The 21284-nt window shown below is 36.0% G+C and carries 15 protein-coding genes; 10 read left to right on the top strand and 5 right to left on the bottom strand.

Annotation, left to right across the window (positions count from 1 at the left end):
* Nucleotide 1: 1 nt before the first annotated feature.
* From CBF30_RS06445 to CBF30_RS06490, 10 genes are all read left to right on the top strand, one after another.
* The gene (locus CBF30_RS06445) at nucleotides 2-2482 is read left to right on the top strand and encodes a lysozyme family protein (RefSeq protein WP_126823981.1); all 2481 of its coding nucleotides are present in this window, start codon (nucleotides 2-4) and stop codon (nucleotides 2480-2482) included.
* Entirely contained in the window at nucleotides 2479-3417 is a 939-nt protein-coding gene (locus CBF30_RS06450) for a hypothetical protein (RefSeq protein WP_126823983.1), read from the top strand. Before CBF30_RS06445 ends, CBF30_RS06450 begins: the two co-directional genes overlap by 4 nt.
* 90 nt (nucleotides 3418-3507) lie before the next feature.
* A complete protein-coding gene (locus tag CBF30_RS06455; protein ID WP_126823985.1) occupies nucleotides 3508-4005 on the top strand; it encodes a hypothetical protein in 498 nt (165 codons plus the stop codon).
* A 58-nt stretch (nucleotides 4006-4063) separates the two neighbouring features.
* Nucleotides 4064-4300, top strand: coding sequence for a hypothetical protein (locus tag CBF30_RS06460; protein WP_126823987.1), 237 nt, complete (start codon nucleotides 4064-4066; stop codon nucleotides 4298-4300).
* Nucleotides 4290-4643, top strand: coding sequence for a hypothetical protein (locus CBF30_RS06465; RefSeq protein WP_126823989.1), 354 nt, complete (start codon nucleotides 4290-4292; stop codon nucleotides 4641-4643). Before CBF30_RS06460 ends, CBF30_RS06465 begins: the two co-directional genes overlap by 11 nt.
* A 53-nt stretch (nucleotides 4644-4696) precedes the next feature.
* Entirely contained in the window at nucleotides 4697-6652 is a 1956-nt protein-coding gene (locus CBF30_RS06470) for a VirD4-like conjugal transfer protein, CD1115 family (protein WP_245975036.1), read from the top strand.
* 16 nt (nucleotides 6653-6668) lie between these two features.
* Entirely contained in the window at nucleotides 6669-11210 is a 4542-nt protein-coding gene (locus CBF30_RS06475; RefSeq protein WP_126823991.1) for a coiled-coil domain-containing protein, read from the top strand.
* A 288-nt stretch (nucleotides 11211-11498) separates the two neighbouring features.
* Nucleotides 11499-12773 carry a hypothetical protein gene (locus CBF30_RS06480; protein WP_126823993.1) on the top strand — a complete coding sequence of 425 codons (1275 nt, stop codon included), beginning with the start codon at nucleotides 11499-11501 and terminating at the stop codon, nucleotides 12771-12773.
* 110 nt (nucleotides 12774-12883) lie between these two features.
* Nucleotides 12884-14374, top strand: a complete 1491-nt coding sequence (locus tag CBF30_RS06485) for a hypothetical protein (protein ID WP_126823995.1) — start codon at nucleotides 12884-12886, stop codon at nucleotides 14372-14374.
* A 198-nt stretch (nucleotides 14375-14572) separates the two neighbouring features.
* The gene (locus CBF30_RS06490; RefSeq protein WP_126823997.1) at nucleotides 14573-15223 is read left to right on the top strand and encodes a hypothetical protein; all 651 of its coding nucleotides are present in this window, start codon (nucleotides 14573-14575) and stop codon (nucleotides 15221-15223) included.
* 144 nt (nucleotides 15224-15367) lie between these two features.
* Here CBF30_RS06490 and CBF30_RS06495 read toward each other — a convergent pair whose 3' ends face one another.
* From CBF30_RS06495 to CBF30_RS06515, 5 genes are all read right to left on the bottom strand, one after another.
* Nucleotides 15368-16993 carry an ABC-F family ATP-binding cassette domain-containing protein gene (locus CBF30_RS06495; RefSeq protein WP_126823999.1) on the bottom strand — a complete coding sequence of 542 codons (1626 nt, stop codon included), beginning with the start codon at nucleotides 16991-16993 and terminating at the stop codon, nucleotides 15368-15370.
* Between the two features lie 227 nt (nucleotides 16994-17220).
* Nucleotides 17221-18210, bottom strand: a complete 990-nt coding sequence (locus CBF30_RS06500) for a biotin--[acetyl-CoA-carboxylase] ligase (protein WP_126824002.1) — start codon at nucleotides 18208-18210, stop codon at nucleotides 17221-17223.
* Between the two features lie 185 nt (nucleotides 18211-18395).
* Nucleotides 18396-19199 carry an ABC transporter ATP-binding protein gene (locus CBF30_RS06505; RefSeq protein WP_126824004.1) on the bottom strand — a complete coding sequence of 268 codons (804 nt, stop codon included), beginning with the start codon at nucleotides 19197-19199 and terminating at the stop codon, nucleotides 18396-18398.
* The gene (locus CBF30_RS06510; RefSeq protein WP_126824006.1) at nucleotides 19199-20122 is read right to left on the bottom strand and encodes an ABC transporter permease; all 924 of its coding nucleotides are present in this window, start codon (nucleotides 20120-20122) and stop codon (nucleotides 19199-19201) included. Before CBF30_RS06510 ends, CBF30_RS06505 begins: the two co-directional genes overlap by 1 nt.
* 18 nt (nucleotides 20123-20140) lie before the next feature.
* On the bottom strand, nucleotides 20141-21121 hold the full coding sequence (locus tag CBF30_RS06515; RefSeq protein WP_126824008.1) for an ABC transporter substrate-binding protein: 981 nt from the start codon (nucleotides 21119-21121) through the stop codon (nucleotides 20141-20143).
* Nucleotides 21122-21284 lie beyond the last annotated feature (163 nt).

The following is a 21284-nucleotide window of genomic DNA, read 5'->3' on the forward strand; positions in this document are numbered from 1 at the left end:
CATGGAAAATGAAAAACACAGACAAGAGAATCCTAAAGAAATAGAAGCGGCAAAAAAATCTGGTGAGAATGTACTAGGCTCCTCTGTGAAAATGACTAAAAAAGTTTTCATGAACAAGCATCAACGGTTAAATAAGAAGCCAAGTATAGGGTATAAAGGTTACAGTGGGAAACCAAAGAGTTTACTAAAAAAGAAACCTTTGAGCATTGTTCAAGAGAAAAATCCTGCCCAATTGATTGGGGGAGCAAAAAAATCAGGCCAAAAACAAGATTTATCGAATAAAGTGGAATCGTTAAAACGAGTGGTTGACAACAAGGCAGCTGAAAAGGTAGCAAGTCTTAACCCAAAAACAAAAAAAGCAGTGTACGCTAAAAAAATGTTAGAAATGGTAATCAATACAATTGGTCGTGACGCAAATGGTTCTTTGAATCTTATTGGCTTAATTCTTTCGATTGTAATTATTTTTTCAATCGTGCTGGCAACGGCCCCTTTACTGCCGATCATTGTCATATTAGCAGCAATCATTGCGATATTTTTAGCTATATGGAGCTTTTTAGTGGGACTATTTACGATTAAAACTGAAAATATGGCGCTAGAAGAAGCGTATCGTTTGGTTACTTATATGGATGCAGAAACGAATCAAAACATTCATAATCTGTATCAAAAATATTCCTTAGATCAAAATGTTGATCAAGTGAAATTTACTGTCAATGGCTTTGCCGCAAATGCAGAGGACTTTTTATACTCTACGGACGGAGATAAATTTTTATACTATCTTAATGCGAAATACGAAGATTATGATATTGATAACAAAGTGGATAAAAATAATTATTTCAATGTAACCACGGTCCGCCAAGAGATGCAAGCCTTGCATAAAGAAGGGTTTCACTATACAGATGATGGCATTAAAACAGAAAAAGTCAAAGAAACTACAACAGTATATGATCCAGATACAGGAAAAGAAGAAACAAAAGAACAAATTGTAGAGAAAAAAGTTGCGACGATAAATGTCTCTATCACTTCGCTGACACAAGTTGTGGATGAGCATCCCTCAATTATGACTGTTGATCAAAGAGATAAGTTTTTCCCAATTCAAGATTTGCCTCAGTTTGTTAATAAGATTGCCCTTGGAAATCCCTTAGGAAAAAATAAATATGCTACCGTAACTGAAAAGTATGGGTATCGTGGCCGGAATACGGATTCATGGGACAATTATGTTAGAATTCGGGCAACTAAAGGAGATCCGGTATATGCAACTGCAAAAGAAGAAGTGGATGAAATCAGTGGCGGTACAGTTGAAAACTTCGGACCACAAAAATTAAAAGTTATCTATAAGAATTTGACGAATATCAAAGTGCGAGAAGGGCAAAACTTAAATGAAGGAGACCTAATCGGATATACAGCTATCAACGGGATTGATATGTCGATTAAAGAAAATAGAACGCTGCATAAAGATCCTAATCTTTATCCATCAGCATACATGGATCGTTTATCTTACCAATTTCCTGGGAATGATGGAACACTGCTTCCAGGAGGTGGATTGACGGGAGATTTAATTGACCCACCGGCAAGTGTATCTAAATGGCGAGATTTAGCGCAAAAATATTGTGATCAAAACAATATTTCGAAGTATGTGAACTTAGTTTTGGCAATAATTTGGGAAGAGTCAGGTGGAGACAGCCAAAAAAACCCAGATATTATGCAATCAAGTGAGTCAGCAGGGCATAAAATTACAAACCCAGAAGAATCCATTCAAGCAGGTACCAAGTTACTAGCCAGTTTAATCAAACAAGGGAAAGATGACCAAGTGCTAGATATAGCCGTTTTACAAGCTTATAATTATGGATCTGGATTTCTTGATTGGCTTAAGGAGAAAAATTTCAAGTACAGTTTTGAAACGGGAAAAAATTACGCAGCAGAAAAAGCAAAAAGTAAAACCATCGCTTATGCAAATCCAATCGCAGAAAAAATGGGGTATTCTTGGCGGTATGCTTATGGAAACATGTTCTATGTAAAATTGGTAACGCAACATATCACACAAGAGACTGGAGAGTTAGTAAATATTGCGAAGAAAGAAGTCGGAATGTCGAATGGGAGTAAATACTGGGAGTGGTTTGGATATAATGGACGTATTGAGTGGTGCCAAATTTTCGTGAGTTGGGTAGCAAATCAAGCTGGCTATGATGCGGATGGCTTGATTCTAAAGACTGCTTCTTGTATTACAGAAGTAGACTACTTAAAAAAGAACGCTCGCTATAAAGAGGCAGTATCAGGATATATTCCTAAATCAGGAGATTTGATTTTCTTTGATTGGTCGGGGACAAGGACAGGAAAAGATCACGTCGGAATTGTGGAATACTCAGATGGTAAGACTGTTCAAACCATTGAGGGGAATTCATCTGACATGGTCAAACGGAATACCTACAATATTAACGATATCAACATTTCTGGCTATGGCAATATGAGCGGAGGAGAAGGATGATTAAAAATATTTTAGAAACCAAAGAAGGACGAAGGCTTGGTCTGATCGGGCTAGCCCTTCTTTGTTCCATAATTGTGTTGGGGCTGCTATTTATTAAGATGCCTCTTACGCATAAAAAAACAACGCAATCACCTACAGAAAAAGAAAAGTATGCGAAGCAGTTGGAAGAGTCAGCTATTAAAAATGGCACAGTTTATCAAGGGATTTGGATATCAAACCGTGCAGATAAGATGCAAGTCGAAATTAAAAGCAATGGAAGCTATGAGGCAACAAGATGGCTAACAACAGGGTATGTTACAACTGATGGAAAAGATATGACCTTTAAAGATAAAAATAAAGGTAAGGTTAGTTTTTCATTTGAAACCCAAAACGGTCGAACTTTTTTACGTTATAAAAGTAAAAAAGAAAATATTTTACTCTTTCCCGATGAGGAAACAAAAAAAATTATATTAAATCAGGCCACAGAAAACAAAGCAGCTACTGAGCAAGTTAAATCTCAAAAATGGCTAGATGTACTGCAAAAAGGCAACTGGGAAAGTGAAAAAAATGGGGATCATTATGAATTAGCTTTTAACTCAGATGCATACACTCAAACATATGTTTCCAAAGAAAAATTGGAAAAGAAAGTCTATCAGTATCGTATCCTTAATCAAGAGGAATCAGACGATCAACTAAGCTGTAACATTACACTAGTTCGTACGGATACAGATGGAAGTCAAGAAAAAATAGAGTGCACACTAACAGAAAAAACAAATGTTTATCAATTAAATGCAGTTTCAGGAACTTTTTTATGGCTTTCGAGCTATCAAAAAGAGGTTAGTAAAGTGGCTCTTACACAGACAGGTGTAGAAAAAGAAGAAGCAAAAAAAATAACACAAACAACGGTAGATGAAAACGGGAATCAAGTAGTTGTAAAAGAAGAATCAATTAATTAAACGGAATTTTTTTTAGAAAAAAGAAAAAAAAGAAATAGAGTTTGATGTTTATTTTGATATGATAAAAGAAAAAAAGTGAGGTAATCTAATATGGATCCAGTTCAAGAACAAATGAATTCAATAGAAAATAAGTCTGTAGCTATGGGACGTAGTGGGATTAGTCTTTTGTGGAAAAATAAGACGACTCTCGCAAAGTTTATGTTGCAACCTGTTCAATTTCTTTATAAATCAGGGGCTAATTTAATTAAGGGCTTAATTACTAAAAATTCAAAAGGTAAAGAGATGGAACAGAAAAAGCCAAATTTGAGCAAAGCTTCCTCAGTAGAAAAAAGTGTAGCTGGTAAAAAAGCGATGGGAATAGCTGTAGGAGAGCCGCAAAAAGCCCAGGGAGCAAAAAAAACAATGGGACAAATAAAAGGAAAAGTAAATGAATCCTTAGATCAGTTGGCTAATACGCAACCAGAGCTAAAAGTAGCCAAAAAAACATTAGATACAGCAGTTGATATTGCCAAAACTGTCGCTAGTAAAGTCAATAATACACAACAAAAAGATAAGAAACAAGCTCCAAGTAAAGGAATTGGAATCTAAAAATAGAAAATTTTTAAAAGAAGGTTAGCATGTTTTCTGTGTGAAAGGAGTGTCAAGTATGAATCCAGAGGATAAGAAAAAAATAAGGGAACTTCATAAAAAAGACAAAGCTGGCAATTTGAATCAAATCAAATCTATTGGACAAAAAAATGTACAAAATAATGTACAAAATAAACACAGCAAAGGAGATTCAAAAGAAACATTGTTTGAAAAAACAAAAAATGCCAAAACTCAGTCTAAAAATAAACACGTAAGTAGCAAAATAGGAAGAAGTGAGAAAAATCATGAACGATGAATCGAATATCTTGTTGGTGTTACTTATGGCTTGTTTTTGTGTCTGCAAAGTAGCTATCATGGGGATTTTTTTAGGCTTAAAACTGGTATGGAAGGCTTTGGCTTGTCTGGTTTGTCCAAGAAAGCACGTTTCTAATGAGCGAGAATATGTAAAAAGATCTTCTTATAACAAAGAAAGACAACCTGCAATTAATCGGGATACGAACTTAACATTTAGTCAAGATCGACAACATGTAAAAAACGTAGTGGCAAATAATAGACAATACGCTAGAAATAGCCAACATCGATTAAGAAAAACTCGCGATGTAGGAATCGGAGAAATTATAATCGGAAAAAAATACTGATACAGGTGCTTATTTTGCAATAAGCTCTTTATTGTAACCAATAGGAGCAAACGATGAATAAAATAAAAAAAGTATGGATCATTCACCTATTGTGTGGTCTCTGTTTATTTTACATTGGAAATCGACTCGCAATGATTTTCAATCAGCTATATTTACAAACAAAGAACCCGATTGAAACGATTATAAAGACAATGGATGTTTTTACAGAAGAGTTGAAACAGTTTAGCTTTATTTTGGAAAGGACATCCACGAGTCTTTTATTTGGTGGAGGAATTGTAGCAATTTATATAGGAATTATCCTATATAATACAGTTGGAAAAACAAAGACAAGAGTGAATGAAGAATACGGAAGTGCTCATTGGGGCATTCGAAAAGATATCCAACCTTTTATTGATAAAGAAAAAAAAGACAATATTTTATTGACGGATACAGAGTCGTTGTCTTTGTCCGGAAGAATGAAGATTACGAAAGAGGACAATTTTAATCGAAACAAAAATATTGTCGTCGTAGGTGGAGCAGGTAGTGGGAAGACCCGTTTCTATGTAAAACCAAATTTAATGCAAATGCATTCCTCATATGTTGTCAGTGATTCAAAGGGATTATTGTTGGCTGAAACAGGGAAGATGTTTGAAGAAAATGGATATAAGATCAAAATTTTTGATTTGATTAATCGCAGAGGCAGCGATCAATACAATCCTTTTCGTTATTTAAAAAATGAAGATGATATCTTGAAAATTGTTAACAATTTGATTAAAAATACTTCCGACCCTAAAAAAACGGGTGGGGACCCATTCTTTGAAAAAGCAGAAACTGCGCTTTTGATGGCTATTTTTAGTTATTTACTACAAGAAGTAGTCGAAGAAGATCAAACGTTGGCCAATGTTGTTGAGCTTGTTCGTTTAGCAAATGTCGAAGAAGATGTTGAGGGCTATGTCAGTCCTTTAGATATTCTCTTTCAAGAATTAGAAGAAAAAGATCCACAAAATTTTGCAGTAGCACAATATAAAATATTTAAGTTGGCTGGTGGAAGAACGACAACAAGTATTTTGGTCAGTTTAGGAGTTAGATTGGCTCCGTTTGATATTCCAAGTATTCAGCATTTGGTATCCAATGACACACTGGAATTAGAAAAAGTTGGAGATCAAAAAACGATTCTGTATATTTTATTACCGGATACAGATACAAGTTTTAACTTTTTAGCAAGTATGATGTATCAACAGTTGTTTGATATGCTTGTACACCGAGCAGATAATCATTTTAAAGGTCGTTTACCTGTTCATGTACGGTGCGTTTTGGATGAGTTTGCGAATATTGGACAAATTCCAGATTTTGAAAAAATTATTTCAGTTATCCGAAGTCGTGAAATTTCAACAAATGTTATTTTACAAAATATTAGTCAGTTGAAAACGCTCTACAAAGATACTTGGGAGACGATTCTTGGAACAAGTGATACTTTCTTATATTTAGGTGGTATGGAGCAAAGTACCCACGAATATATTTCAAAATTATTAGGAAAACAAACAATTGAACAACAAAACTATAGTGTGAATCGTGGCTCTAATGGTTCGTATAGTCAAAATTATCAAAAATTAGGCCGTAACCTTTTAGATCCAGATGAGGTAGCGAGCCTCAAAGGTCAAGAATGTATCTTGAAGATTCGTGGAGTCGCCCCATTTTTGTCTAAAAAATACAATATTGAAAGACATTCTCAATACAAAAAATTGGGAGATGTTACGCCAAGTTATTGGTACCAACGTGAACTTGAAGAAAACTTGGTGCCAGAAGAAGTTTTATTTTCTGAAGTGGAAAGTGGAGAGGAAACGGAGTCGTTTACCGAAGAAGAGTTAGAGAAAATGATTGCAGAACTCGAAGAGGAAACTTTAGTTCAAAAAGAAGATCAATCCACAGAAGCGGAAAGTGAAGAGGAAACAGAATCGTTTACCGAAGAAGAGTTAGGAGAAACGATTGAAGAACTCGAAGTGAAATCACAAGATACAATAAACGATTAAAGCTGAGGTGAAAAAAATGAACGAGTTATTCGAACAAAAAGTATGTTTGTTTCTTAACATTGCAGATATAGCTTCAAAGTCTAACCTAAACAGTCCATTTAACATTTCTGATGTGACACTAGAACAGTATGAAGTAAAGTTTCAGGATGCGATTAACAATTTAATCGAACTCGAAACCTTAAAATTAAAAATTTTGGAAGCACAGCAGAAAAATCAAAATTTTCTTGTCAAAGTGGAAGGAACAACCGATCAAAAACAAGCATTAAGCAACCTGGAGGAACAACTCAAAGTTTCGCAACAGGAAATCAAGAGTTTACGTAATACCGAGGTCATAGGTGGCGATCGTAATGAGAAATGGACTCAAATCTATCCTAATTTGTATCGTTTCGTTAATAAATGTGCCAAAGAACGAGAACGGCTAAATAATAAACTCTTAGGAATTGATACGGAGTTTGGGGATATTATAAAACGGTATCGCAGTAAAAAAATTGCAGAAACTAAAGAAAAAATTCAAGCAAAAGAACGACATAATGAAGAACTAAAAAAAGAATTAGATTCATTGTATACGCAAGTTGACCATTATTTAGAATTGAAAGAGCCTTCTAAGGCCACGCCACTGCTAAAAAGGAGTACTGAAATAATTGGGGTCATTAAGTTAAATGAAGCTGATATTCAGCGTTATATTGCAGAACTAAAGTTAAGACTCGATAAATTGCAACAGTATCTAAAAACAGAACCTCAGATAAAAAAGGAACTCGATAGTGATCCTAAGCTAGCATTAGCATTCATACAACAAGATCAAGAGATACAAACACTTTTTAAGAATAAAAGCGAGCCAATCAGTCAAGAATATGAGCAAAAAGCAATGACTCTTAAAAAAAAGGTACAGGATATTGAAACACAAACGGAGCGGATGGATCGAGAAGATTTGTCTGTTGAAAATCAAAAGCTCCGTGAGAAATTACTCTTAGGAAATAGAGAAATTGCAGAGTTACAGCTGCGAAATAAAGGCTACGACTACGCGCTCAATTATCAGCCTAGTACAGATTCGAAAAAAGTTGATTTTGATGCTAGTATAAGGCCGGAAATTACTCAATTGGCTCAAATAGACGTCTATATCGAGGGTTCTCCTGAAAAAATTCCGTCCTTAGACAAGATGTTAGAACCAAAAGGTATCTTAGATGGATTGGTAGAAAATCCAAATACTCCGCAGTTCGACGCTTTGGATCTGATTAGTGAGCAAGATCATTTAAAACAGCTGATTCAAAAGACGGAGCAAAAAGCAGATAGACTGAGACGAGTAGTTGAGCCTAAGAAAGACTTTGTACAAGCAGAAATTCGACGCTTAGAAATAAAACAATTTGTTCAACCGTCCATACCACCAAATCACGAAAGACAGTTCACGCCCGTTCCCCAAGAGGCAAAGCAGCTTGTTCAGCTAAAATTTGCCATTTTTGAGCAGGAACAAAAGAAATTAAAAGAAGCTCAAACTGCTAAGGCGAAGTTACTTGCGGGTATTCAAAAATCCAGAGGACAATTTTTGGAAGAAATCCAGAAAAATGCTCCTTTGCGAATGAAAACAACGATTCATCAATTAAACTATCCGCAGGAACTATCCAAAAGTAAAGTAGAAATAGACTTACCAGATCTTTTAAATTCTTTGAAAAATACACTAAATAAGGTAACTGACTACTTAAATCGTTCTCCCTATGAGTTGCCTAATTTAGCTCAGATGCAAAAAGCTGGTTTGCTGGATGTTTTTGTTCAGTATCCTACTAATATCATCACTATAGATAAGTATGATGAGTCGCAAAAATTGCAATTGCTGAGTGAGCAGTTAAACCATGAGAGACCTGCGTTAGAACAACTTATTAGCGAACAAGAGAATCACGTGCAGTTTCGTGTTCAGAGTAAAGCGCAAGTGTTGGAAGAGTTGAAGTCTCATTTGGAAAAAGCTAACAATGAACGAGAACAGTTAGTAGATATGCTTGATGGTCTGAGTGAGCCCCAATTTTATAAACCAGAACAGAAAAAAGCTTATAAAATAACACGTTTTTCCGAAAATAATTTCTCAAAAGAAACCAATGGCAGAACAAATAATGGCACAAGTAAGCTAAAAGAGCTGGAAAAACAAACCGATACTGTGCAACAAGAATTGGCAAGTGTTCAAGCAGAAATTGCCATACATAAAAAAACTGCCAGTCAGGAATACGTGAACCTTCTAAAAAAACAGCAAACTTTAAGTATAGGGATGCTGAAAGTAGAGCAAGCACTTAGTCCACATCAGTTTGCTGACAATAAGAAGCAACAGTTAAAACAACTAGCAATTGAACAACAGCGATTGGAACAACTGGAACAACAAATTTCACAACAACCTACTGAAACAATCATTGCCAAAATGCTTGAGGTAAAAAGTGAACTGAAAAAGAACCAACAGGTTTTTATCCAACAAACTGATTCATATGCCAATAAAACGAATGCTTTATATAGCGAACAACTGGTCTCTGCTGATGCAAGAGTCAAGAGTGCGAGAGCCACTTATGACAATATACTAGGTGAAAACCAAACACCTAATGGAAAACTGCTTGAGTTGCAGGATTCTTTGAAACAGGCAGAGAAAATACTAAGCTCAAAGGAACCCTTACAACAATTTGAAAACAGGTTAAAAACAGCAACCGCCAAGCTTCAACATGAACCTAAGTTAGTAGATGAATACTTAGCCAGTGTAGAAAAAGCTATCATACCGATGGATTATCAGTTAGATGAGTTAGACAGCAGAGCTAAAGGAGCGTTAAGAGCTTCTCATGTCAATCTTTCAGGGTTGGCTGATCAATTAAAAAACTTATATAAACAAAACCAAGAATTAGCAAATCAAAAATTTCAAAATGCACAGTTAGAACTGAATCTAAAGGAACTGCAGAGTCCAGATGAGGATCAGTCTCTTAAAAAAATGCTAGAAGAGTTGCGTATAGCTGTTGATAAATGTGGTGATTTGTTAAGAATACAGCCAACCTCTAATCAGATTGAGCAACAAGTAAACAATCAAATCGAAGAAGTTCAACGAAATCCAGAGAGCTATTTTTCAAAAATCAAAGATATCCAAGGAAAGCTTGAAGCAGGGCAGCAAGAACTAGTTACTTTAAAAAATAACTACGGAAAAATGAGTCAATCTCTTGATGACAAGCAGGTGGAACTTCAAGAAAGCTTAATTCAGCAAGTCAGTCATGCGAAAGAAAAATCGTTCTCAGCGGATAAGGTTAAAGAAAACAGTAAAAAAGCAAAAAACGTTGATTTTTCTGAGCAAGACTTAATAGAGTTGGAAAATTTAAAAAATCGGACGATTCCTAATGCTACAGGCCAAGTGGCTTCTCGTGTAGTAAGTGATAAGACTATGAATGTGGCCGAGGATTTAAAAATAATGGCGCGCCAAGTGGAACAAAACGCTCAGCTACTAAAAAAAGCTGATCAATTTGAGAGCGAGATTTTAGGAGCTCAGCTTCAAGCACTTCTAAAAAAAGATCAAGCTCTAAGCAAAGCAATTATCAACGAAAAACGTGAGTTACAAATAGCTTTAACACCAGAAGAGAAACAAATAAACAAGAAAAAAGCTTTAACCAAAAGTAATGGAGGAAGTTCTCTAGAAAATTTGAATGAGGGGATTTCCAAATTAAATCAAACGATTGCTCGTAAGACGTCTGAGTTAGAGCAGCTGAAAAGTCAAGAAAAAGTAAAAAAGCCAGGCATACGTTGGCTACGTTGGTTGCGCTATCCGCTACTGTTAGCACCGATGGCTGTGCTCCCATATTTCCCAGTTTTGTTGGGCGGATTAATGCCAACTGTTTTAGCAGGAACTTTGCTAGGACCCATGATTTGGGGAACTTGTGCTGCCGCAGCTTTAGCATATTTCATCCCGAAAGTGATTCAATTTTCTGTTGGGAAATACCAGAAAAATAAAAAAATTAATCGATTAAAAGAGCAAATAGTCAAAGGATTAACCCGTGATGAATGGGAAAAAAATCAAGCGGCAAAATTAGAAAAAACTGGACCTAAAAGAAACTTTTTACGCAAGCACTGGAAAGCCTTAGCTGCATTTCTAATTGGTGCCTGTGTGATTGGGGCTTTAGGCAGCTTTGCTGCTCCTTTCCTAGTATTTCATTCTTTAGCAGCAATTCAAATTACTGCGGGAACTCTTTGGCCAATATTTTACATGGGAACGAGTGTAGCAATTGGTGCGGGAGCGGGCATCGGTGTTGGTATTGTAGATAAGACACTTTTAAAGCGGGGAATTAATCATTTTGAAAAACAGCAAGGAAACTTTCAAGATTTATACTATCTGGCAGAAAAGCAAATTCAAAACACCCCTGCTTTAAAAGAGCAAAGACAGATGAATTTGCAAACAAAAGATGCTCAAATGACACAACAAATCCAACAGGCCAAAGATAGAAGCACGCCCTTTGAAGCTTTACGTAGTCAATCCTTAACAAAATCTGCTAGTGTATGTGAGTTGCGAAGACCGGAACATGGACAAAAAGAGCAGGAAAGACGAACCAGTATATAAAAACCGGTGTGTAAACAAATATTTATCAAGGAAAAATAGTCATTTAAAAGGACATCTAAGACAGAATGAATTTTTGTCTTAGATGTTTTTTAGTAAATTGCCAAGGCAGATATGAAAACTAGAAAGACACATTCATGTCAATTTTTCTATCAATAATGTTAACTTCGAATAATAGAAATCAGATAGTCTTAGGACCAATCTTTTATTTTTATTTCAAAAAAAAAAAGACAAAAGGAAAGAGGGTATCTCTGGTAATATTAGTCTAGTAAAGAAGGAGTTGGCAACAATATGACCAGGAAAGAAATGAAACTATCCACAGATAATCAGACGGAGGAGATTCAGCGTCCGTCATTACCCAAAACATTGCCACCATTTGAATTATTAGGTAGTAATATAATTGAGGATTATGGAATCAAAAGGGAACTGGAAGAACAAAGTATAGATGAACCGATATCAGATAAGGACGTAGAAATACTTCCCCCATTACCAACAACAGCACCTCCGCTAGATGTATTAGAGAGCAAAGCACTGTTTGAGGAAAGGGGTTCTATCGTAATAGAAGAACAAAGTCCAAGTAGAGCAATGGAAGCAAATAGTATAGCTCCGCCCCCGCCCCCATTACCACTGTCATTTGGGTTAAGTGAGTCTAATGATAAGGTTCGATTAAAGGTAAGAGACAAAGGAAATCTTACTGATGGGACGGGACTCAATCATGTTGATGCAAGTATGTTGAAACAAAAACTGGATAACCAACTTACTTCTGCAATTCATTTAAGAAGGAAAGCAGTTGAAAGAACTTATGATGTATCAGAGGGATACGGCAAGGTCAGGGTTAAGGAAAAAGAAGCAGAAGTAAAAAAAGAGAAGTTGTTTGTAAATAAGGAAGCAAAAGAGCTCATTGAGAATGGTTTGGTCCCCCCAGCCCCAATGCTGCCCCCAATATTGTTCTCTCAAAATAATAGTAAAAAAGAAAAAGTATCAAAAAATGAAAAACAGCAGCAGAAACTAAGCGATAAAGAGATCCAACAAAACTTAGCAAAAGAAGCAATGGATATACGGAAGATTTTAAGAAAAGTACAGGTAGAACGGAAATCTGTAGAAAAAAATAGCAATCAAGAATATGATTGGAAAGCGACTTTAAAGAAACGTATACCAACGAATCAAAATGTTGGGGATACTGGGTTTCAAGAAGCTCAGAAAAAAATATTCAGCCAATTGAAAGGCAAGGAGAACAAAGGTCAAAACACCGGTTTTAGTTATGGACAGCTAGCAAAACCAATGAATCAAAATGTTGGGGATATTGGGCTTCAAGAAGCTCAGAAAAAAACATTCAGCCAATTGATAAGCATGGATAATAAAAGTCAAAACACCGGTTTTAGTTATGGACAGCTAGCAAAACCAACGAATCACAATGTGGGAGACATAGGGATTAAAGAGCATCAGAAAAAAATATTCAGCGAATTGGAAGACAAAGCTATGGCCATTAAAAAACAGAACTTTTTAAAACCGAGGAAGTCCCCCTTTGACTATGAACAACGGATTATGGATAGCTATAATAAATAAAATTTTTTGTAAAATTTAATCCTTTCATGTAAATCCTAGGCTATATCGGTTTGTTGAGCTTATTTTTTAAATCTTTTCAGTAAACATTTAAAGTAAAAGGTGGATACAAAATGAAAGAAAATAAAATAAAATTAGAACAAAGAGAAAAGCAAGACACAACAAACAATCGAAGTATGAATCAAGGAGATTTACAAAAAGAACTAGAAAAAAATATTAAAGATTTGTATTTAATGGTATTAAAAGGAACAATGAAAAAGTTTATTTATGCTAATTTTGTGAAAGATATCAAGAGTCAAAAAAAGCAGAATAGTAAAAGACAATTTTTATTTTCATCTAAAGAAGAAACGAATTATCAGGAAATAAAAAGTCGTTTAACGAATGAACAAATAAATAAATCGTGGGAGTACGCAGATCAATATGTGAAAGAATTTTTTTGGGAAAAGTATAAAAATACGTTAATAGATGCCCAAAAAATGAGTGGAATTACTAAGTATTTTGAAAAAACAAAGGATGAGTTTATCAAAAAGCAAACGAAGTCTTATGTTGAGATATTTAAAAGTAAAATTTTTAGAAGAAGGCTTGAAAAAAAACAAGTTGTCTTGAAAAAATTAATAAAAGAAGCGGAAAATAAGGTGACACAGGAGTTTACACATTCTTTTGATGCGATTCAAAATATGCGGATTTTTGATGGAAGAAGTTTTCAAGAAAATAAGCCGTTAAGTAGTTTGTTGGGTCTTGGGTATAAAAAAAGAAATAAGGGGCTTTCAAAGGAGATACTAGAATCAAACTCAAGCATTGAATTGGGACAACTAAAAGCTCAGAGTGATGAGAAGGTATTAATCACTCAAGCCCCCTCCATAATAGAAGAGAAAGTTCTCGCTGATAGTAAAGTACCTCCGTTACCAGTCCAAGAAGTAGTGCAGGAAGGGAAGATCCCCCCCGCGCCTCCGTTACCAGTCCAAGAAGTAGCGCAGGAAGGGGAAATCCCCCCCGCGCCTTCGTTACCAGTCCAAGGAGTAGCGCAGGAAGGGAAAATCCCCCCCGCGCCTCGACTACCAGTCCAAGGAGTGGCACAAGAAGGAAAAATTCCCCCACCTCCACCAATGATGCCCGCCATAGAGGCTCTTCCAGATAGAGGGGAATCTTTAAAACCATTAAAAGCAACTAGAGTACAAGCAAACGGTCAGTTAGGAATGATGTTAGCTGATCAATTGAAGAACATGCAATCAAATTTAAAACAAACAGCTATAGAGACGAAAAGCGTTGAACAGTTGAGTCCGATGGATGCACTAATTAGTCAATTAAAAACTGGTCAAGTGAAACTAAAAACAGTTGTCGCTGATGCAAAAACAGTAAATAATGGCAAAGCAAAAGAAATTGACTGGCGGAAAGGTTTAAAGAAAACTTCTAATTCCAGTAAAATTTATCAAAAAGACGATTCAATTGTTCCAGACCAAAAAAAAGAGATAGAGCAATTAAAAGAAACCTCAACTCGAATAAATCAAGTGAAGTCTTTACACAAACATAGAGAATCAGCGACTTTTGAACAGCGTTTGACTGATAAAAGTGAAACTCAAAAAAATCATAAGATAGAGAGATAACACAGACTAACAAAGCTAGAAAATAGTACAAGAATAAAAGGTGGGTAATATATGCGTAGGTTTCAAACCCGACAACAATTTAGCAATCATAGGAAAGAACAAAGCCGCGGGGAGTATACAAATGCTGAGCAAGCTGCATTGAGAGGATTATTAGAAGAAAATATTCGAAACTTGTATGCAACTGTACTAAAAACATGTATGAAAAAGGCAATTCTTACTAATTTTGTGACAGATGTAGAAAATAAAAAGCAACAGAGTAGAAAAAAGAATTTTTTATTCTGGAATAAAGAAAAGATTGATTACAAAGAGATAGAGTGCCGCTTTACGACTGGACAAAGAGACAAATCAATGAAGTATGCAGATAACTATTTGAAGCAAACTTTTTTTTTGAAATATAAAAATACTGAGCTAAATAAGAACACAGTAGCAGATATGAATGTGTATTTAAAAAAATTAACAGGTGTTTTTTTGGATAGGAGTATTAAAGAAAGTGGTATATTATTTCAAAGCAAAGTGTTTAACAAACAATTAAAAAGTCAAAAAATTGTGTTAACTGATGTAACAGAAAAAGTGGAAAATAAAGTAAAACAAGAGTACACACATTCTTTTGTAGCAATTAACAAAATGGAAATTTGGAGCAAAAAAAGTTTTATAAAAGATAAAAACTTAACTCCAGCTCATATGGAGTTAAGCAAATTGTTAGCGCCAATATATAAAAAGCGAAATATTCAAGAATCTCAAGAAATATTAAATCAAAAAGCGCCGAAAATATACCATATGGATTCCAACCTTGCAGACAAACTCAATGAGTCAAGAAAGAAACAAAAAGAAAGTGGAATAGCTAGATAGGCAAAATTTTTAGAGAGTGATTCGTCACTCTTTTTTTATTTTGTCATGGGGGATACTTGTTATAAAAAGTCGTGAGACACACGTAAAGCTTAGGTGTGTCTCACGACTAAGATTTTTTTGATAGCTGAAAAGCTCATGGAATGTTTACTCAGAGAATAGTCCGTCTAATTGTTTTTGAATGTCTTTATTTTCCAAGAAATCATCATAGGTAATTTCTGAGCGATCTACGCAGCCTTTATTTGACACTGCAATAATTCGATTCGCTAGTGTCTGAATAAACTGATGGTCATGTGAGGCGAATAGCATAGCCCCTTTAAAGGACATCAATCCATTATTTAAAGAAGTAATCGACTCTAAATCCAAATGGTTAGTTGGATCATCTAGCACGAGTACATTTGCTTTTGAAAGCATCATTTTGGAAAGCATACAACGGACCTTTTCTCCTCCGGAAAGGACACTGACAGGTTTCATTACTTCTTCACCAGAAAACAACATGCGTCCAAGGAAGCTACGAAGGAAGGTGTTATCATCTTCTTCTTTTGAAGCAAACTGACGTAACCAATCAAGAATAGGCATATCTTGGCTAAATTCACTCGAGCTATCTTTGGGCAAGTATGCTTGAGAAGTAGTGATACCCCAAGAAACGGTTCCGGTATCTGGTTCCATTTCTCCCATAATAATTTTGAATAAAGTGGTGGTTGTAATATCATTATTTGCAATAAAGGCTACTTTATCTTCTTTATTTAGTGAGAAAGAAATGTTGTCTAATATTTTTTTGCCATCAATTGTTTTAGAGATATTTTCTAGGCGTAACACGTCATTTCCAATTTCACGTTCTGGCTGGAATCCAACGAATGGATAGCGACGTGAAGAGGGTTGAATATCATCCAATGTAATTTTATCTAACATTTTCTTACGGGATGTTGCTTGTTTTGACTTAGATGCATTGGCGCTAAACCGAGCAATAAAGTCTTGAAGTTCTTTAATTTTTTCTTCTTTTTTGGTATTTTGATCGGATTGTAATTTGGTAGCTAACTGGCTTGATTCTAGCCAAAAATCATAGTTTCCAACATACAATTGAATCTTGCTGAAATCTAAATCAGCCATATGCGTACAAACTTTGTTTAAGAAGTGACGGTCATGTGAAACAACAATCACGGTATTTTCAAAATTAATTAAAAATTCTTCTAACCAAGCAATTGAGCGGCTGTCTAAACCATTTGTTGGTTCGTCCAATAACAGCACATCGGGTTTGCCGAATAGAGCTTGTGCCAGCAGCACTTTCACTTTTTGTCCAGCAGTCAGCTCGCCCATCTTTGTATCGTGTAAGCTCTCAGGAACATTTAGCCCCTGCAAAAGCGTTGCAGCTTCTGGTTCGGCTTCCCAACCATCTAATTCTGCAAATTCGCCTTCTAACTCAGCAGCGCGAACCCCGTCTTCATCAGAAAAATCGGCTTTCATGTAGATGGCATCTTTTTCTTGCATAATTTCAAATAAGCGTTTATGACCCATAATAACCGTTTCAAGTACGGTGTTATCTTCGTAGTCAAAGTGATTCTGTTTTAATGTTGCCATACGTTCATTCGGACCCAATGTAACAGATCCCGTGGTAGGCTGTACACTACCTTCTAATACTTTTAAAAAAGTTGATTTCCCAGCACCGTTTGCGCCAATTAGACCATAACAATTTCCAGGAGTAAACTTGATATTTACATCTTCAAATAACTTACGATCAGAAAATTGTAAGCTAATATTTGTAACAGTGATCATTTGATTCCTCAATTCTTTCATTTTATAGTAGTGTTTTGTCAATCTCTCTGCATTATAAAGAAAAATTCCTTTATTTTCAAGGGCTTCATGCAGTACAGATATGTGTGAAAAAAGATTATAAAAAAAACAAAAGAGAATGGAACTAGAGAATGTTGGGCATTTGCAAGTCTCAAAGGCCAAGAAAAAGTTTATTCAAGGGAACGATACAAGCGAGTGGACATTTGGAATTAGTAACCGATTTTCTCTAGGCTAATCTCACCTGAGGAAAGCGTCATTTCTTCACCACTTAAAAGTAATACGACGAGCTCTCCTTTTTCGTTAATACTTTGCGCAACTCCTTGGTAGTGGGTATTTCCTCTAGTAAAGGAGACCGCTTTCCCAAGTACGAAAGACCGTTTTTGATATTCTTCCATATAGGGATTCGTTTCAATTGTATTTAAAATATAAAAGAACTCATTCGTGATTTCTGCGATTAACTCATTACGTGTAACAAGTGCTTTCCCATTTGGAAAAAGAGAAGTTGCTTTTTCCTGTAACTCAAGCGGAAAGGATTCTTGGGGAATGGAAAGATTGATTCCAATTCCAATAATAATAGAAGAAATTGTATGTGTTTCGATATCCGTTAAAGCTTCTGACAAAATACCACAAACTTTTTTTCCATCCATATACAAGTCGTTTACCCATTTAATTTGGATCTTTTTATTGGTCAAACGCTCTATTGCTCGACTAGTAGCAACGGCAGAGATAATCGTGTATTGTGCGATTTCTTCCAGTTCGCGTCTAGGATGCATTGAAAAACTAAAATAAATCCCTTGACCGTCTGCAGCAGAAAAATACGGCCGCCCGAAACGACCTTTTGTTTCTGTTTGAGTACTAGCGGCTAGTAATGTGGGAGTAAGATCTCCGTCTATTGCTCTTTTTTTTAACTCTTTATTTGTCGAATCAGTAGTCTCTACGGTATAAATAGTTAAATCAGATGGGAGCAGGTTTTGTACTAAACATCTACGAATTCCTGCTTGAGATAGTGTGTGGTTGGGGATGTATTGATATCCCTTGTGCGTGGTGCTGTTGATTTGATGTCCTTCTTTTTTTAGTTCGTTCATGGCTTTCCAAATCGCAGTTCTGGAAAGAGATAGCTGTTGTGCAATTTCCTCGCCTGAGACGAAAGATGGGGAAGACTGGATTAAAATGTCTAGCACTTTATTTTTAGTTGACATGGCGACACCTCCGAGTTTATTGTAAACCAAAGAAAATCTTTGTCAACGTTAAGACTATTTAGTGTCATACTCTGTTCAGAAATTGCTAGGTAAACTTGTTAGGAAAGAGACTGATTTGTCAAAACGAGTGACAGAAAAAACAAAAAACGATAAAAACCTTTTTTTGGTTTTTATCGTTTTTTTGGTTAGCTTAGAAGTAGCGCGTCGTCTTTAATAGATTCTCCACTATTTTTTTGGAAAAGGGCTAACAAGTCTGGTACGGTCAAGTTTTCTTTTTCTTTTCCAGAAATATCGACGGCAATTGTTCCTTGATGGAGCATGATAAGACGATTGCCATAACGAATGGCATCTTCCATATTGTGTGTGACCATAAAGGCTGTTAATTCTAAGTTATCAATTAGTTTTTTTGTTAATTCCATAACAACTACGGAGGTTTTAGGATCCAGTGCGGCCGTATGTTCATCTAGGAGCAGTAGTTTTGGTTTGATGAGCGTCGCCATGAGTAGGGTAATAGCTTGACGTTGTCCACCTGATAATAAACCAATTTCTGCTTGCAATCGATCTTCTAACCCTAAATCAAGCATGGCAAGCTGTTCCCTGAAAAATGCTCGGTCTTTCTCTTTAACTCCGCTACTTAGGCTCCGTTTTTTTCCGCGTTTCATAGCGAGAGCGAGATTTTCTTCTACAGTCAAACGTACAGCAGTCCCCATCTTAGGATCTTGGAAGACACGACTGATATGCTGGGCACGTTGCGACACTTTTTGTTTGGTTATATCTTGATGATCTAAGATGATTTTTCCTTCTTCTATAGGAAGAGCGCCTGCGATACTATTAAGAAGAGTAGATTTTCCAGCTCCGTTACCACCAATAATGGTAATGAATTCTTTTTCTTTCATCTCAAGGTTAATCCCTTTTAGTACATGGTTTTCATTCGCAGTTCCACGCTCAAAGTGTTGATGTAAGTCCTGAATCGTTAGAATGGTTTTCATTATTTAGCACCTCCAGTAGTGTGTGCTTTTTTTCGTTTGCGTCCGAGTTTGTTTTTTAGGAGTGGAGATGTCAAGCAAAGGACTAAAATGATAGCAGAATAGAGTTTTAAATCATTTTGATCAATTGGAAACTCTAGGATAATGGCAATAATAAAACGGTAAATAATAGCCCCTAACACGATGGTTAAAAGACGAATGCCAAAAGATTTGTTGGCGAAAAGTACCTCTGCAATAATAATGGAAGCAAGACCAATAACAATTGTCCCCACACCGGAGTTCAAGTCAGCAAAACCATTATTCTGGGCTAACAACGAGCCAGCAAGTGCGATACAGCCATTTGAAATCATGTAGCCGATAATTTTCATCGTATCTGTATTAATCCCATTTGCTTCACTCATGTCTGGATTGTCGCCTGTAGCACGAATAGCCAGACCAATCTCTGTCTTGAAAAAGAAAATGAGTAATAAGATGACAAGCAGTAACACGATACATCCAGTAATGACGACTGCCCAGACTTTTTCAACAACAAAAAAGTCATTTACCCAAGAAAAAATATTTTTTTGTCCGAGTAAGGGAATATTTGGAGCCCCCATAATTCTTGAATTAATCGAATACAAGCCAGTCATAGTAATAATTCCGGCGAGTAGAGCTGGTATTTTTAATTTTGTATGTAGAATACCTGAGATAAATCCAGCAATCATCCCACTAATAAAGCCTAAAAGCGTTGCCAAGATGGGGGAGAGACCGTTGACAATGGCAGTGGCAGCAACGGCTCCTCCAAGTGGAAAGGTTCCCTCGGCGGTTAAGTCAGCAATATCTAAAATACGAAAAGTCAAGAAAACACCAATCGCAAGCAAAGACCAAAGCAACCCTTGTGAAGCAGAAGAAACGAATAATGAAGGGAGATTTTCAATAATTGTCATGTTAAACATCCTTTGTTTTTATTTTGGTGCTTTGATACTTGATGGATCAATCCCAAGAGCTTTTGCCATCTCTTTATTTACAACGAGTTGTAAATCGGTAGAACTTTCAACCGGCATGGTAGCAGGAGAAGCTTTTCCTTTTAGGATTTTTACTGCCATTTTAGCAGTTTGTTTGCCAAGTGAGCGGTAGTCAATACCATAGGTTGCTAAACCGCCATCGTTGGTTTGACCAACAGAACCAGTAATCACTGGGATTTTCTTTTCTTTAGCAATCTCACCGACAACACTCGCAGCGCTAGCAAAGGTATTGTCAGTTGGAATATAAATAGCATCGGTATTATTCGCCAAACTTGTCGTGACTTGTTGGACATCGTTTGTTGTACTAGCTGTTTTTTCTACGACGGTTACACCAGCTTTTTGAAGTTCTTTTTTTGCCAGAGCCGCTTGGATTTTAGAATTAGCCTCACCGGAGTTATACATAATTCCAACTTTTTTTGCTTTGGGTACAATACTCATTAATAGTGCAATTTGTTGTTTAATGGGAACCATATCGGTTGTCCCTGTTACATTTCCGCCTGGTTTTTTATCACTTTGAACTAGTTTTGCCGCTTTAAGGTCGGTTACGGCTGTCACGACGATTGGAGTCGTTTGTGTTTCATTTAAAAGTGATTGTGCAGAAGGTGTAGCAATTCCAAGCAGTAAATCGGGTTTTTCTTTGACTAATTTTTCGCTCATACTTTTTAGATTATCTTGATTGTTTTGCGCATTTTGAAAAATGAGCTTTAGATTGTCCCCTTCTTTGTAGCCATTCTCCTTTAGCCCTGCAACAAAGCCTTTATAAGCATCATCCAAAGAATCGTGTTCGACTAATTGTAAGACCCCAATTGTTTTTACTTTGCTGTTACTACTTGAATTAGATGTGCTTTTACAAGCGCTAAGTCCAAATAGTGCAACCCCTGCTAATAAAGCTAATCCTGTTTTCCATCTTCTTTTTTTCATCTTTCATTCCCCCAAAATTGTTGTTTTTTTGTGTTCATGGTAAATAAAAAACCATTTAGAAATTAAGTTCTAAATGGTTACTGTCTATAAACGTATTGTTTTATATCGTAGCCACTTAGATTTTCATCCATGTGGCTTTATCATTTTCATGACAAAATTCTCC

It is taken from the genome of Vagococcus entomophilus (genome assembly GCF_003987595.1).
Lineage (GTDB): Bacteria > Bacillota > Bacilli > Lactobacillales > Vagococcaceae > Vagococcus_E > Vagococcus_E entomophilus.

Bases quoted from the DNA above. Each gene is read 5' to 3' on its own strand.
- CBF30_RS06445 (WP_126823981.1), top strand. From the start codon at position 2: ATGGAAAATGAAAAACACAGACAAGAGAATCCTAAAGAAATAGAAGCG.
- CBF30_RS06450 (WP_126823983.1), top strand. From the start codon at position 2,479: ATGATTAAAAATATTTTAGAAACCAAAGAAGGACGAAGGCTTGGTCTG.
- CBF30_RS06455 (WP_126823985.1), top strand. From the start codon at position 3,508: ATGGATCCAGTTCAAGAACAAATGAATTCAATAGAAAATAAGTCTGTA.
- CBF30_RS06460 (WP_126823987.1), top strand. From the start codon at position 4,064: ATGAATCCAGAGGATAAGAAAAAAATAAGGGAACTTCATAAAAAAGAC.
- CBF30_RS06465 (WP_126823989.1), top strand. From the start codon at position 4,290: ATGAACGATGAATCGAATATCTTGTTGGTGTTACTTATGGCTTGTTTT.
- CBF30_RS06470 (WP_245975036.1), top strand. From the start codon at position 4,697: ATGAATAAAATAAAAAAAGTATGGATCATTCACCTATTGTGTGGTCTC.
- CBF30_RS06475 (WP_126823991.1), top strand. From the start codon at position 6,669: ATGAACGAGTTATTCGAACAAAAAGTATGTTTGTTTCTTAACATTGCA.
- CBF30_RS06480 (WP_126823993.1), top strand. From the start codon at position 11,499: ATGACCAGGAAAGAAATGAAACTATCCACAGATAATCAGACGGAGGAG.
- CBF30_RS06485 (WP_126823995.1), top strand. From the start codon at position 12,884: ATGAAAGAAAATAAAATAAAATTAGAACAAAGAGAAAAGCAAGACACA.
- CBF30_RS06490 (WP_126823997.1), top strand. From the start codon at position 14,573: ATGAAAAAGGCAATTCTTACTAATTTTGTGACAGATGTAGAAAATAAA.
- CBF30_RS06495 (WP_126823999.1), bottom strand. From the start codon at position 16,993: ATGATCACTGTTACAAATATTAGCTTACAATTTTCTGATCGTAAGTTA.
- CBF30_RS06500 (WP_126824002.1), bottom strand. From the start codon at position 18,210: ATGTCAACTAAAAATAAAGTGCTAGACATTTTAATCCAGTCTTCCCCA.
- CBF30_RS06505 (WP_126824004.1), bottom strand. From the start codon at position 19,199: ATGAAAACCATTCTAACGATTCAGGACTTACATCAACACTTTGAGCGT.
- CBF30_RS06510 (WP_126824006.1), bottom strand. From the start codon at position 20,122: ATGACAATTATTGAAAATCTCCCTTCATTATTCGTTTCTTCTGCTTCA.
- CBF30_RS06515 (WP_126824008.1), bottom strand. From the start codon at position 21,121: ATGAAAAAAAGAAGATGGAAAACAGGATTAGCTTTATTAGCAGGGGTT.